Genomic DNA, 13,294 nt, shown 5'->3' with positions numbered 1-13,294 from the left:
ACGTGACTACTGTTCTGACACCCGCGAGCCCGCTGACGGCCGCTGACCGCTGCGACCGGTGCGGCGCCCAGGCCTACCTGCGCGTTGTCCTGACCAGCGGCGGTGAACTGCTCTTCTGCGCTCACCACGGGCGCAAGTTCGAGCCGGAACTCAAGAAGATCGCCGCTGAGATACAGGACGAGACGGATCGCCTGAACGCTCCCAGCACGGCGAGCGACGAGGAGCACTGAGGCTCCAGGTCGCATCCACCCACGACGAGCCGGCACCGGTGTGAGCCGGTGGAGCGGGCGGGTCTCCGCAGGGAGCCCGCCCGCTTTCGTACGGCCGGGGAGAAGGCACCACGCGCGCCGTACGTGTGATGCCGCCAGCCGGTCGCCCTACGCCCCACAGGCTCCCTCGGACGGCCCGGCGGCCCCGGGACCGGCGCTGGGGCCCAGGGGCTCGCCCACGAGCCGCTCAGCGCTCGCGCAGGCCCTCGCTGTCCGCCACCGCGGAGATACGCGTGTACACGCCCGGGCTGCCCGCCTCGGCGCAGCCGCTGCCCCAGGACACAAGGCCGATGAGCTTGCCCCCGGCGACGAGCGGCCCGCCGCTGTCGCCCTGGCAGGCGTCCTTGCCGCCCTCGCGCTCGCCCGCGCACAGCATCGTGTCGGCGTCGTAGGCACCGCCCCCGCTGCCCGGGTAGGCGCTGGCACAGTCGCTGTCCGGGAGCACCGCGATGTCGGCGGCGTGCAGGGTGCTGGCGTACGAGCCGCGTCCCGTCGTGTCCCCCCAGCCGTAGACCTGGGCGCGGGCGCCCGCCCGGTAGCCGGGGTCCCCGGAGAGGGCGAGCGGCAGGACGTGGCTCTCCGGCTGGGCGTCCTCCAGCGTCAGCGTGGCCACGTCGCCCGCATTGCTGTCCGGGTCGTAGTCCGGGTTGATCCACGTCTTCGTCACGCGCGCCTCCGTACCCGCCCGCCCCGAGAGGTCGTCGCGGCCGACGAGCACCCGCAGGTCCTTGAGACGGCTCAGCGGGACGCCGAGGACCTTCCCGCTGAGGCAGTGCGCCGCCGTGGCGACCGTACGAGGCCCGACGAGCACGCCGCCGCAGTACTGGCCCGAGCGTTCTGCCCCGAAGCGGCTGCGGCTGGAGAGGGCCACCACCCAGGGGTGATCCGCCACCGCCACCTGCTTGCCGCCGACGATCACTCCGTCGGCGGCCGCCGGTCCTGGGACGAGGACGGGGCTGAGCGCAGCGGCGGTGGCGAGCACTCCCGCGCTCAGCCGGGTGCGAAGTCCGCGAAGCGGCATACCGTACTCCTTCACTCTGGGTACCGAACTCGCACTCAGCGTGATTCAGCCACCCGAAGAGCGCACGCCCAGCCCCGGCGCTTCGGGCAACCGGCCCAATCCGCGCACCGGACGGGCGCACGCGCACGCCGAAGGCCCCGCCGGTCGAAACCGGCGGGGCCTTCGCGGACCTGCTCCCGGGCCTGTGGCCCCGCGGATCAGTCCAGGTAGTCGCGCAGCACCTGGGAGCGCGAGGGGTGCCGCAGCTTGGACATCGTCTTCGACTCGATCTGGCGGATGCGCTCGCGCGTCACGCCGTAGACCTTGCCGATCTCGTCGAGGGTCTTCGGCTGACCGTCGGTGAGGCCGAAACGCATCGAGACGACGCCCGCCTCGCGCTCGGAGAGCGTGTCCAGGACGGAGTGGAGCTGCTCCTGGAGGAGCGTGAAGCTGACCGCGTCCGCCGGGACGACGGCCTCGGAGTCCTCGATGAGGTCACCGAACTCGCTGTCGCCGTCCTCGCCGAGCGGGGTGTGGAGCGAGATGGGTTCGCGGCCGTACTTCTGGACCTCGATGACCTTCTCAGGGGTCATGTCGAGTTCCTTGGCCAGCTCCTCCGGAGTGGGCTCACGGCCCAGGTCCTGGAGCATCTGCCGCTGCACCCGGGCGAGCTTGTTGATGACCTCGACCATGTGTACCGGAATACGGATGGTGCGGGCCTGGTCCGCCATCGCGCGCGTGATCGCCTGGCGGATCCACCAGGTCGCGTACGTGGAGAATTTGTAGCCCTTGGTGTAGTCGAACTTCTCGACCGCGCGGATCAGACCGAGGTTGCCCTCCTGGATCAGGTCCAGGAAGAGCATGCCGCGACCGGTGTAGCGCTTCGCGAGGGACACCACGAGGCGGAGGTTCGCCTCCAGGAGGTGGTTCTTCGCGCGGCGGCCGTCCTCGGCGATGATCTCCAGCTCGCGCTGGAGCTTCGGCGCCAGCTTGTCGCTGTTGGCGAGCTTGTCCTCGGCGAAGAGACCGGCCTCGATGCGCTTGGCCAGCTCGACCTCCTGCTCCGCGTTGAGGAGCGGCACCTTGCCGATCTGCTTGAGGTAGTCCTTGACCGGGTCGGCGGTGGCACCGGCCGCGGCGACCTGCTGCGCCGGGGCGTCGTCCTCGTCGTCGTCGGACAGGACGAAGCCCTGGCTCTCACCACCGGCGGCCGGCTCGGCGGCCTCCTCGCCCTTGCCCGGCGTCTCCTCGGTGTTCTCCTCGTCGAGGAGCTCGTCCTTCTTGCCGGTCTTCTTCGCAGTGGCCTTCTTGGCCGTCGTCTTCTTGGCGGCGGTCTTGCGCGCCGTCGTCTTCTTGGCTGCGGGCTTCTTCTCGGCGGTCTCGTCCTCGACGGCCACCGCGGCGGAGGCGGAGGGAGCGGTCACGGTCGCTGCCGCGGTCTTCTTGACCGCCGTCTTCGTGGCCACCGTCTTCGTAGCGGTGCGCTTCGCCGGACTCTTCGCTGCGACGCTCTTGCGGGTGCGCTTGGGCTCCGCGGCACTGACCATCAGCGTCACACCCTCTTCCTCAAGGATTTGGTTGAGGCTGCGCAGTACGTTCTTCCACTGAGTGGCCGGAATCTGGTCAGCTTCGAAGGCCCGACGCACATCGTCACCGGCGATCTGCCCATTAGCCTTTCCCCGCTCGATGAGCGCCATGACAGACACAGACTCGGCGATCTCCGGCGGGAGCGTACGGGATGTGCTGGCCGACACGAACAACCTCTCGGAACGTTGGAAAACGGCTTCCGGCTCTCGCCCGAAGGGCGGGGGCCGACGACCGCCGGTGGGGATGACCGACGACGCGGGCGGGCGCCGCGGGGACCACAGCACCGGAACCAGTGGCCGTATTCCCCTGAGCGACTCTCACCTCTTAGGTCATCGCGCTGTACCCGGGAGCGTTACGCACAATCTGCGTGGCCCGAGTCACACACCGAAAGGACACAAGGAGGCACATAGACGAGCATATGCGGTCGTCAAACGTTCTGGAGTGGTCGGTGGCGGACGAGGAAGAGTCATAGACAGACGACGAGCCCCGGAGGCGGGCAAGGGTCCGGCTCCGAGACGGAGTCGGCGGTGCGGGCCTGCCCGGCCGACCTGGTCCGGCCTCCCCCGCAACGCCCGGGGCCCCTCCTCCGATACGGAGAGGGGCCCCGGGCCAAGGTCGCGCGCGACTAGTGCTGCTCACGGGGCCCGGGCACGACGCGCTCGCCCTCGGGGTGCACGGTGAGAAGCTGGCGCATCGCCGCCTCGGCGCCGACCCCGTCTCCCGAGGCGAGGGCGTCGACGATGCGGGCATGGTGGGCGACGGACGCCTCGTTGGGGCGCTCGCAGCCCATCGCTGGGCCGCCCGAGACGTGCAGGGCGGCACTCACGATCCCGGAAAGGTGCTCCAGCATGCGGTTGCCGCCGATCTGGATCAGCAGGGAGTGGAACTCGGCGTCGGCCCGCGAGAACGTGATGCCGTCTCCCTGCCCGAGCGCGTGCCCCATGATCTCGACCATGTCGACAAGTCGCTGCTGCACGTCCTCGCGGCCGTGTCCGGCGGCGAGCCGCGCGGCGAGTGGCTCGATGCTCCACCGCAGCTCATTGAGTTCGCGGCGCTGGTCATCGCGCTGAGGTCCGTAAGCACGCCATTCGATGATGTCGGGATCGAGCAGATTCCAGTCACTGACGGGACGCACCCGGGTTCCCACATTGGGACGGGCACTCACCAGGCCCTTGGCCTCCAGTACGCGCAGGGATTCCCGCACGACGGTACGGGACACCTCGAAACGCTGGCCGATCTCCTCGGGAACGAGGGGGCGGTCCGCACCCAGGTCACCGGAGACGATCATCTGGCCGAGCTGCTGGACGAGTTGGCCGTGCAGGCCGCGGCCTCGGCTGGCACCGCCGCGTCGCGGCACCCGGCCAAGTTCCGGCTCCGCGGCACCCCAGGAAGGAACTCCGATCCTGTCCTGGGCGGCCTCGGCATAGGGGTAGCGGTCGATGTCGCCCGGGCCGGCGAGGCCGGAGTCGGCGGAGCGGGCGGCGGTCATCATGGTGTGCGCAACGGTACTCACAAAAGGTTTGTCGGCGCTCTCCCCAACGGCCTTGAGTTCTTTGGTGAAAAGCACACGAAAGGGTGATCGCTTACCGTTGGCCAATTGACGCTTTATCGGAAATTACCGAGCAGCGGTCGGGTAGTTGCGCGCGTTTTCCCTCAGCTTCCCTGCATACAAGGCATCTTGCGGTACAGTCCGCGCCCGACGCCCGCCACAGCGGCCCAGCGACTCCCAACAGGCCCGTCGCTGCCCCGGTTTCCGGCCGCCGCAAGATCACGCAACGGAACGATCCCGAGAGAAAACCCTGTTCGGGTCGCACAGATCGCTACCCTCCGTGAGAAACGCACTCTTGTGCGCACCAAGGGAGCCGACCAGGCAACCCCGTGAGCGACCGGGCGGAAAGGGGTACGTGTCAGATCTCGGGGCGCAGCATGGGCGGATTCAACAGGGTGGCGCCGCCCGCCCGGAAAAGCTGTGCCGGCCTGCCGCCCTGCCGGGTCGTGGTGCCGCCGGTGGGCACAAGAAATCCCGGCGTACCTGTCACCTTGCGGTGAAAATTGCGGGGATCGAGCACCACTCCCCAGACAGCCTCGTAGACCCGGCGGAGTTCGCCGACCGTGAATTCCGCAGGGCAGAAAGCCGTGGCAAGCGAGGAATACTCGATCTTCGATCGGGCACGCTCGATCCCGTCGGAGAGAATGCGCGCGTGATCGAAGGCGAGAGGCAGTAGTTGCTCGTCCTCGCGCCCCGCGCCCTCTTCTCCCAGAAGCCGCTCGGCCGGCGCCCACGTGGCACCGCTGGCGTCACCGCCTGCCGTGGGCGAGGGAAGATCGGGGGCGAGCGCGAGATGGGCCACGCTGACCACGCGCATCCTGGGATCCCGGCCCGGGTCGCCGTAGGTGGCGAGCTGTTCCAGGTGCGCGCCGTGGCGCTCCTCGTCGGAGCCTTGCGTGCACTCACCGTCGTGAGCGCACAGACCGGTCTCCTCCTCCAGCTCACGGCCCGCCGCTGCCGCCAGGTCCTCCCCAGGACGGACAAACCCCCCGGGCAGGGCCCATTGCCCCTGGTACGGGGCCTCCCCGCGGCGGACGAGGAGCGCCCGCAACCCGTTGTGCCGCACCGTGAGCACCACCAAATCCACGGTGACAGCGAAGGGCGGGAAGTCGGAGGGGTCGTAGGGAGCCATGTGACCGATCATAGTCGTCCACCTGACGATAAACACGTCGTTCGTCAAAGCCCGTGGACGCCCTCGCCCCCTGACAAGGCCGCCGCTTTCACCAGCCCTCAGACCCCCGGACCAGGGCCACCGACCACGGTAGCGCCGTCGCGTGCCCCGCGTCTCAGGCCTCTTTCGCCCCGTGCATCCGCCTCTCGGCCAGGGCCACCCCGCACGAGCGCCGAGCGGCGCCACCTTCAACTACCCACACTCTGGGACCCTTTGTTCGGCCCGACAGACCTCGCACGCCGCGAACCGTCGCTCCCGAGTCGGCATCGGGCGCGTCAGTCCGTCGGCCGCACTTTCACGCCCGCAATTGCAGACGCCCAGGCGCCTCCTCCACCATCACGAGCCCGAGCCGGGTGACCCGCGCGGAGAAGCTCTCCCCCGCGACACTGAGGCCGGTCAGACCCACTTCGCCGAGCGGCGCGCCCCGCACCGGCCGCAACGCGACGGACCCTTCGGGCACATCGGGCCGGATGCCCACGAGTCCCGCGATCACGTGCACCCCGGCAGCGGCGGCCACGGCAGCCGGCCGACAGGCGGAGGGGTGCGGCCAGGGTCTGCTCCCCTCCCCCCGCTGCTCACCGGCGAACATCTCCGGCAGCCGGTACTCGAAGTGCTCCGCCGCCGCGAGCAGCCCCCGCAGCAAGGCATGGGACTGCACCTCGTAACCCGCTGCCGCGAGCCCCGTCACGGCGATCGCCGTCTCGTGGACCCGTACAGCGCCGCCCCGGTGCCCGAAGGGGCTGTAGCCGTACTCCTTCGCCCCGAGGCTCCGCAATCCCCAGCCGCTGTCCATCACCGGGGCACCCAGGAGGCGCGCGAGCTGTCCTGTCCGCGCCGAGTCGAGCAACGACGGGGCGGCCTGTCCCGCCGGGCCCAGGCCGCTGTCGAGCAGGTGGGCCGCCGCACTGCCCAGATGCGGCACCGGACGCCCCGCGGTGTCGAGCGCGGCGGGCGGGCGGCCACCACCTCGGTCATCGCACCAGAACTCACCCCGGAAGCGTTCAGCGAACTCAGCTGCCCATTCGCGGAGTTCACCGCATCCGGGCCGGTTGATCCCGTCCAGGAGGCCCGCTCCGAGGAGGGCGGCGCGGTAAGCGTGCGCCTGCGTCTCGACGCGCGCCATGCCGCCGGTCTCCCGGTCCCGCACGTAGGCGTGCCGCTCGGTCTCGCGCCGCAGCCACCCGAGGCAGGACTCGGCGACCGGGGCGAGTTCATCGACCACGGAGGCGTCGAGCCCCCATCTCCACGCCTCTGCCAGCAGCGCGGGGAAGAGCAGAGTCGCCTCCACGCTCGTGCTCCCTGGCGGCAGGTGCGGGCCTGCATCGCGCAACGGCCCTGGAATACGGCCTTGTTCGGGCCCCTCCGCCACCTGCGTACGCGCCAGGACCCGCAACGTGCCCGCCGCCAGCCGGGTGCCGAGCGGCAGGGCCATGCGGGCGGCGGCCAGCGCCTCGGCGGGAGCGAGGCCGCACCGCCAGGGCGCCCCCGCCGCAAGGTGCACCTCCCCCGCCTCGCCCGGCTCTCGCACAAGCAACGCGTTGAGGTCTCCGAGCGAGGCGCGCAGCAGGGCGGCAGCCCGCGGATCGTCCCCGGAGGCATCGGCCTCGGTGAGGACCGGTGTCCCGCCGCGTGCCACCGGCCGCCCGCCACCGCGGAGTTCCGGCCTCAGCCGCACCTCGATGGACTGCCTGCCTCCCGCTGGGATCTCCAACTCCCAGCGCAACAGGCCCGAGGCCGCCACGACATCGGCCGCGGGCGGCTCGGCGAGGAGCGCCACCTTGCCCGCCGGGGACGACCACTGCAACCCGGCGCCGTACACGGAGGCCCGCAGAGCGGGGACCCGGCGGCCGGCGGCCAGGGCCCCGAGGTCCGCGAGGTCGCACCCCAGGGTGAGTTCGACCACGAGTCGCAGCGGGCGCACCGACGTGCTCCGCAAGGTGATGCGCTCACTGCCCTCCGCGTGCCGCTCGCGCTCCACCAGCAGATCGGGATCGGGCCCGGGTCCACCGAGACCCCGCAGCACACCCGCGAACCGTGTCCGGTCCGCGCCCACAGCGCGCGCCTCCACGGGCAGGGGCTCCCGCCCCGCGACCTGGAGCCGGCACAGCGAGAGCAGCCGCTTCCCCGAGTGGTAGAAGCCTTCGAGCCCTTGCCCGGTCAGCTGCCCGTGCTCGGCGGAGATCGCCAGGCCCGGCAGGGCGACGGCGGTCAACGTCCGGTGTGTCGCGGGAGGTTCCGCCGGAGAGCGGACCCCTTTGCCGTGCGGGCCGAGCGCGGGCCCCGGCCTCCCCGGTGCGGATCGGTACTCGCGACCACCTGGCCGTGGTGCGGTCAAGGACATCAGAGGCTTCTTCCGCGTGCCGATCGAGAGAGGGGCGGGAGCGGGGGCGCAGGGTCCCCACGACTCCGCCACGGAATGAACGCCCGAAGGGGGGTATGGGTCACGGGCGCCGGACCAGTTGCCCCGACATTCCTCCGGCCGTCCGTCATAGCTCCCGTCCCGATCCGCCGGGCCACCGTCCGGTGCCCGGAAGCCCTTCCTCCACCGCACATCCCCCTCCCCTCGCGCCCCGGGAATCCGCCGCTGTTCCGCGCCGATCGAAAAGCCCTGGTCACCGCCGGGGGCGCTCCCCTGGACAGCATCACCTCCTGGCCGGACTCTCGCCGGCTAGCCATCACACCGCGGCTCGACTCCGGCTCGCCTAAAGTGCGTCCAGGTGGCCACTGCCCGGCCCCGTCCTCGGATTCTTCTGGCCTTCCTGCTCCGGACCGGACGTAAGGTCCTGCTGGTTTTCCCTGCCCGAAGCGGACCTGCGAGTCTCCTGGCTCCCGCGCTCCGCATCGGGTGCATACGTCTCGTGGCCTCCCTGCTCCGCATCGGGAGCCACGGTCTCGCGCTCGTCTGCCGCCAAGTCCTGCGCCGCCGCCTCCCGTCCGGGGAACCCCGGGCGCGGTCCGCCGCTCGTCAGGGGGGACTCGATCCGGTCCTTGGGCTGCGCGCGGTCCGCTTCCCCCTCCACTTCCCAGGGCCACACGAAGGCGTCCGAAGGCTGCGGATCGGTGTTCCCTCGCCCGTTCCGCGGCGAGCGGTCGACCGCGGCGCGACGATCGCTGGCTCCGGACTTCCCGATTTCGCGTTCCCGCTGTTCCTGCTCCTGCGAGCGCGCCCCTTCGCAACCGGGAGGCGATGCGGCGAGACGTCGCCGGGTCCGCGTGTACGCCTCCCTTCCACCGCCTTCCCTCCGCTTCACCACCTTGGCCCCGGGACGCCCCGGCGCGGCTCCGCCGGGCCGGCTCCCACTGCGTCGTCGCGTCGCCGGGCGGCCAGCGGAGCCCGTACGAGCGGCAGGGCCCGTCCTTGCGGCAGAGCCGGCGCCACGGCGTCCGCCGCCAGACTTTCCCTCGGCCGTCTCCCGTCCGGCGCCACTCTCCGGCGCCCCCTCGGCGTTCAAAGGCGCTCCCGGCCCCCGGTCGCCCGCAGGGACCGGTCCCGTGCCTTCGGCACCGAAGGTGGTGCGTGACGACGAAGGCTTGGCGGGGGAACGACGCGGGACCGGGGGTACCGTGCGCCCGCGCAACTGCTGCCGAATCTCGTCCGGTTCGACTCCCTTGTCGAACGCCTGGTCCAGGAGCGCCGCGAACACGTAGTGCGGATCGACCGCGAGCGACAGGTGCAGGGCCAGCCGCGCCTCGCCTTCGTCGCCGAGCGCCCAGGCCGTCCAGCCGACGAGCGAGAGCGGCGCCGCCGCGTGCTCCTTGTACGAGAGCACGCACCGGCGTGCGAGAGCGCGCCACAGGCGACGCGCGGCGTCGGGGAAAGCGAGGAAACTCGCCGCCTCGTCCCGGGCCTCCCGGTCCTGGAGGCCGATGACGAGCCGCGCGGCTTCCTCGTGGGTGAGCGCCTCGTCGTCAGCGAGGTCTGCTTCGAGCGGGTCCGGGAGGACGGGCACCGTCGCGAAACGTGTGAGGACGTTGTCGAGCAGCCCGATCGTCCCGCGCCGGATCTTGAGCACGTTCTCCCGGCTGCTCAGGATCTGCGGAAGGAGGTCGAGGGCGACCAGGTCGAGGACGCGTTCCTGTGCTTGCGCGGCAGCAGTGCGCCAGGGCAGCAGTCGGCTCTCCAGCACCGCGGCAGGGAGCGGAATCGGCACTCCCTCGTAGACAGAGGTCGCGGCGAGGACCGAGCTTCCGGCCGGCAGCAGGGCGGCGCCCGCCGGCTCCTGCTCTTCGAGCGGGGTCACGTAGGACCAGGAACGTCCGGTCGAGACACACAGCGCTTCGACGACCGGGACGTCGAAGCGGCCGCAGGCGACGCGGATGTGCTGGGCGAGGGGGCGCAGCCGCTCGCGCACCTCCGTGGCACCGGGCGGCGGCACGGCGCCGGGCCTGGCTTCCTCCGGCTCCTGGAAGAGAAAGGCGATGACGCCGTCGGGCAGGGAGCCTCCGCGCCGCTTCCGCAAGAAGGTGGTCACTCCCCTGCCGGGGCCATCTCCGGGGGAGTCGAGGAGCATCGTGGCCGCCCGCTCGGCGATCTGCGGCCACTGCGCCGGATCATCCGGGATACGCACGGCCGTACGTCGCCCGAGTCGGCCCCGTTCGCCGTGCAGCGCGAGCAGGACGACGCTGTTGCCGGGTACGTAGCCCAGGAGGTAGGGGAGGGAATCGGTGAGATCCGCGAGGGATTTCAGCGAAATCGCATTCCGTTCCGGGAGCGCCTTCTTGCAGGACTCCGCTTCGGGCACGAAAGCGGAGGGACCGGCGTGGGAGGCCGTGAAGGGGAGGGGCTCGTCCCACGGGACCGAGGGGTCGTGCTCGGGCGACCGCCGCTGCGCGGGGACCCTGGGATTCTCGGGCGGCGAGGCCGGAGAGTGCTCACCCCTGCGCTGCGCGGGAACGACGACGTCCGGCTCCTGCGCCGCCGCGGAGTGACCAGGCGGCGGCCCGGAGGGAGCCGATTCGGCGGCAGAGGCGGGCGACCGGGGCTCTTTCGTGGTGGAAGGCTGCTCCTGACTGGAGGGGCAGTCCTCGGTCGTGTCCGGCAACTGGACCTGGAGTGAACCTGAGGACCGGTCCTCAGCGGCGTCGTGGCGAGTGGCGTCATGGGGCTCCGGCGGAGAAGCGTCCCTCGCTTCGAGGCCGGTCGTCGGCTCAGCGGCCTGGATGGAGGGCTGCTCTTCGGGCGGAAGGGCGGACCGCTCGGTGGTAGGGACGGCGGGGAGTTCCGTGGAAGGGGCGACAGACTGCTCGCCGAAAGGGACAGCGGACTGCTCGGCGGAAGGAGTGGCGGACGAGTCGGATGCGTCGTTGCGATGCGTCATGGAGAGCACTGTGCACGGAAAAGCAAAATTCGTCCTCGCCCGCCTGTGGATAACCACTCGTATTGAGTTTTGTCGCACACATGATTTATCTGATTTTCCAAATCATCTCGCGCTCGTTCATCCGATGATCTCCGGGTGGGGAAGTTATCCACAGCTCGCGACGCCCTCGTTCGCCGGTTGTCGGTTCCATCAGGTTGCATGGGGGCATGAACGACGAAGACCTTCGCACTACTGCCGACGCGGTTCTCGCCCAGCTTGTGGGGGACCCCACCGGGCGAGCACGGCTGCGCGAGGACCAGTGGCAGGCCATCGAAGCGCTGGTCGTACACCACCGCAGGGCCCTGGTTGTGCAGCGTACGGGCTGGGGGAAGTCCGCCGTGTACTTCGTGGCCACGGCGCTCATCAGGCAGCGGGGCGGCGGCCCGACCGTCATCGTCTCTCCGCTGCTCGCCCTCATGCGCAACCAGGTGGAGGCAGCCGCCGCGGCGGGGATCAAGGCACGCACGATCAATTCGGCGAATCGCGAGGAGTGGGACGCGGTCCAGGAGGAGATCCGTGCCGGAGAGGTCGACGTGCTCCTCGTGAGCCCAGAGCGCCTCAACCATCCGGTGTTCCGCGACGAGGTCCTCCCGAGTCTCACGGCGGCGACGGGCCTGCTCGTGGTCGACGAGGCACACTGCATCTCCGACTGGGGGCATGATTTCCGCCCGGACTACCGGCGGCTGCGCACGATGCTCGCCGAGTTGCCGACGGGGGTTCCCGTGCTGGCCACCACGGCGACGGCGAACGCGCGGGTGACCGCGGACGTGGCTGAGCAGCTCGGGACCGGCGGGGGCGGGGACGGTGCTCTCGTACTGCGCGGACCGCTCGACCGCGAGAGCCTCAGCCTCGGAGTGCTGCGTCTGCCCGACGCCGCTCACAGGCTCGCATGGCTCGCGGATCACCTCGACGAACTGCCGGGCTCGGGCATCATCTACACCCTGACCGTCGCCACGGCCGACGAAGTGGTCGCCTACCTGCGCCAACGCGGCCACGAAGTGACCTCTTACACCGGACGCACGGAGAACGCGGACCGGCTGGAGGCCGAGCAGGCCCTCCTCGCCAACCGGGTGAAGGCGCTCGTGGCGACATCCGCCCTCGGCATGGGCTTCGACAAGCCGGACCTCGGCTTCGTGGTCCATCTCGGCGCCCCCTCCTCCCCCATCGCCTACTACCAGCAAGTGGGCCGCGCGGGGCGCGGGGTGGAGCACGCCGAGGTACTGCTGCTGCCGGGCAAGGAGGACGAGGCGATCTGGAAGTACTTCTCCTCTCTGGCCTTCCCGCCGGAGGAACAGGTACGGCGGACTCTCGACATTCTCGCCAACTCCTCCCGGCCGATGTCGACCCAGGCTCTCGAACCGCTCGTCGATCTGCGGCGCACCAGGCTGGAGGCCATGCTGAAGGTGCTCGACGTCGACGGGGCGGTCCGCAAGGAGAAGGGCGGCTGGACCGCTACCGGACAACCTTGGGCGTACGACGCGGAGCGTTACGCCTGGGTGGCCGGGCAGCGGGCGATCGAACAGCAGGCGATGCGGGACTACGTGACGGGCACCGGGTGCCGGATGGAGTTCCTGCGTCGTGCGCTCGACGACGAGGCAGCCGTTCCCTGCGGCCGGTGCGACAACTGCGCCGGCACACGTTTCGGCACGGAGGTGTCGCCGGTCGCGCTCACCTCCGCGCACGGCGAACTGGAGCGCCCCGGGGTCGACGTGGAGCCGCGGCGTATGTGGCCGACCGGCCTGAGCGCCGTCGGCGTGCCGCTCAAGGGGCGCATTCCGGCCTCGCAGCGGGCCGAGACGGGACGAGCGCTGGGCCGGCTCTCGGACATCGGCTGGGGCAACAGGCTCCGTCCCCTGCTCGGCCCCGACGCCTCCGACGGGCCGGTACCCGACGACGTGCTCCAAGCGGTGGTCGCGGTACTCGCCGACTGGGCCAAGGGGCCGGGCGGGTGGGCCTCGGGCGAGAAGGACGCGCTCACACGCCCGGCCGGGGTGGTCACGCTTCCTTCTCGAACTCACCCCGAATTGGTGCACTCGCTTGGCGACCGTGTCGCCCGGATCGGTCAACTGCCCTTCCTCGGTGGGCTGGTCCTGCGGGAGGACGACGAGCCGAGGCGTGCGCACCGGGGGAACAGCGCGCAGCGACTCCTCTCACTGCGGGGAGCCCTCGCCGTGCCCGCCCCGCTCGCCGAGGCGCTGGCCGAGCATCCCGGGCCGGTCCTCCTCGTGGACGACTTCACGGACACGGGCTGGACGATCGCCGTGGCGGCGGGCCTGCTCAAGGACGCCGGAGCGGAGGAGGTACTGCCGCTGGTGCTCGGGGTCCAGGGCTGAGGAGCGGGGGCAAGTTGCTGAAAAGCAC

The 13,294-nt window shown here is 70.9% G+C and carries 8 protein-coding genes; 2 read left to right on the top strand and 6 right to left on the bottom strand.

Translation table 11 applies throughout. From position 1 onward, the window contains the following. Window positions 1-2 precede the first annotated feature (2 nt). On the top strand, window positions 3-230 hold the full coding sequence (locus G3I42_RS27655; RefSeq protein ID WP_164290398.1) for a hypothetical protein: 228 nt from the start codon (window positions 3-5) through the stop codon (window positions 228-230). Between the two features lie 226 nt (window positions 231-456). Here G3I42_RS27655 and G3I42_RS27650 read toward each other — a convergent pair whose 3' ends face one another. The 6 genes from G3I42_RS27650 to G3I42_RS27625 form a co-directional block, all read right to left on the bottom strand. Continuing rightward, on the bottom strand, window positions 457-1,290 hold the full coding sequence (locus G3I42_RS27650) for a serine protease (RefSeq protein ID WP_203607419.1): 834 nt from the start codon (window positions 1,288-1,290) through the stop codon (window positions 457-459). A 197-nt stretch (window positions 1,291-1,487) separates the two neighbouring features. Next, window positions 1,488-3,029: an RNA polymerase sigma factor gene (locus tag G3I42_RS27645; protein ID WP_164290397.1), complete on the bottom strand. Its 1,542-nt coding sequence runs from the start codon at window positions 3,027-3,029 to the stop codon at window positions 1,488-1,490. 452 nt (window positions 3,030-3,481) lie between these two features. Then, complete coding sequence (locus tag G3I42_RS27640) at window positions 3,482-4,369, bottom strand: FadR/GntR family transcriptional regulator (protein ID WP_343244687.1); 888 nt, start codon at window positions 4,367-4,369, stop codon at window positions 3,482-3,484. Between the two features lie 394 nt (window positions 4,370-4,763). Then, window positions 4,764-5,537, bottom strand: a complete 774-nt coding sequence (locus G3I42_RS27635) for an NUDIX hydrolase (RefSeq protein WP_164290393.1) — start codon at window positions 5,535-5,537, stop codon at window positions 4,764-4,766. Between the two features lie 334 nt (window positions 5,538-5,871). Beyond that, the gene (locus G3I42_RS27630; protein WP_164290391.1) at window positions 5,872-7,788 is read right to left on the bottom strand and encodes a glycogen debranching N-terminal domain-containing protein; all 1,917 of its coding nucleotides are present in this window, start codon (window positions 7,786-7,788) and stop codon (window positions 5,872-5,874) included. A gap of 490 nt (window positions 7,789-8,278) precedes the next feature. Beyond that, window positions 8,279-10,318: a DUF4192 family protein gene (locus G3I42_RS27625; RefSeq protein ID WP_343244686.1), complete on the bottom strand. Its 2,040-nt coding sequence runs from the start codon at window positions 10,316-10,318 to the stop codon at window positions 8,279-8,281. A gap of 782 nt (window positions 10,319-11,100) precedes the next feature. Here G3I42_RS27625 and G3I42_RS27620 point away from each other — a divergent pair. Further along, on the top strand, window positions 11,101-13,266 hold the full coding sequence (locus G3I42_RS27620; protein WP_164290387.1) for a RecQ family ATP-dependent DNA helicase: 2,166 nt from the start codon (window positions 11,101-11,103) through the stop codon (window positions 13,264-13,266). The last annotated feature ends 28 nt before the right edge of the window (window positions 13,267-13,294 follow it).

Origin of the sequence: Streptomyces sp. SID11385, from assembly GCF_010548245.1 — a bacterium.
GTDB lineage: Bacteria > Actinomycetota > Actinomycetes > Streptomycetales > Streptomycetaceae > Streptomyces.
This window is presented reverse-complemented; position numbering and strand designations above follow the sequence as displayed.

Excerpts from the sequence above, each read along its gene's own strand:
- G3I42_RS27650 (WP_203607419.1), bottom strand. The coding sequence starts at position 1,290 with ATGCCGCTTCGCGGACTTCGCACCCGGCTGAGCGCGGGAGTGCTCGCC.
- G3I42_RS27620 (WP_164290387.1), top strand. The coding sequence starts at position 11,101 with ATGAACGACGAAGACCTTCGCACTACTGCCGACGCGGTTCTCGCCCAG.
- G3I42_RS27635 (WP_164290393.1), bottom strand. The coding sequence starts at position 5,537 with ATGGCTCCCTACGACCCCTCCGACTTCCCGCCCTTCGCTGTCACCGTG.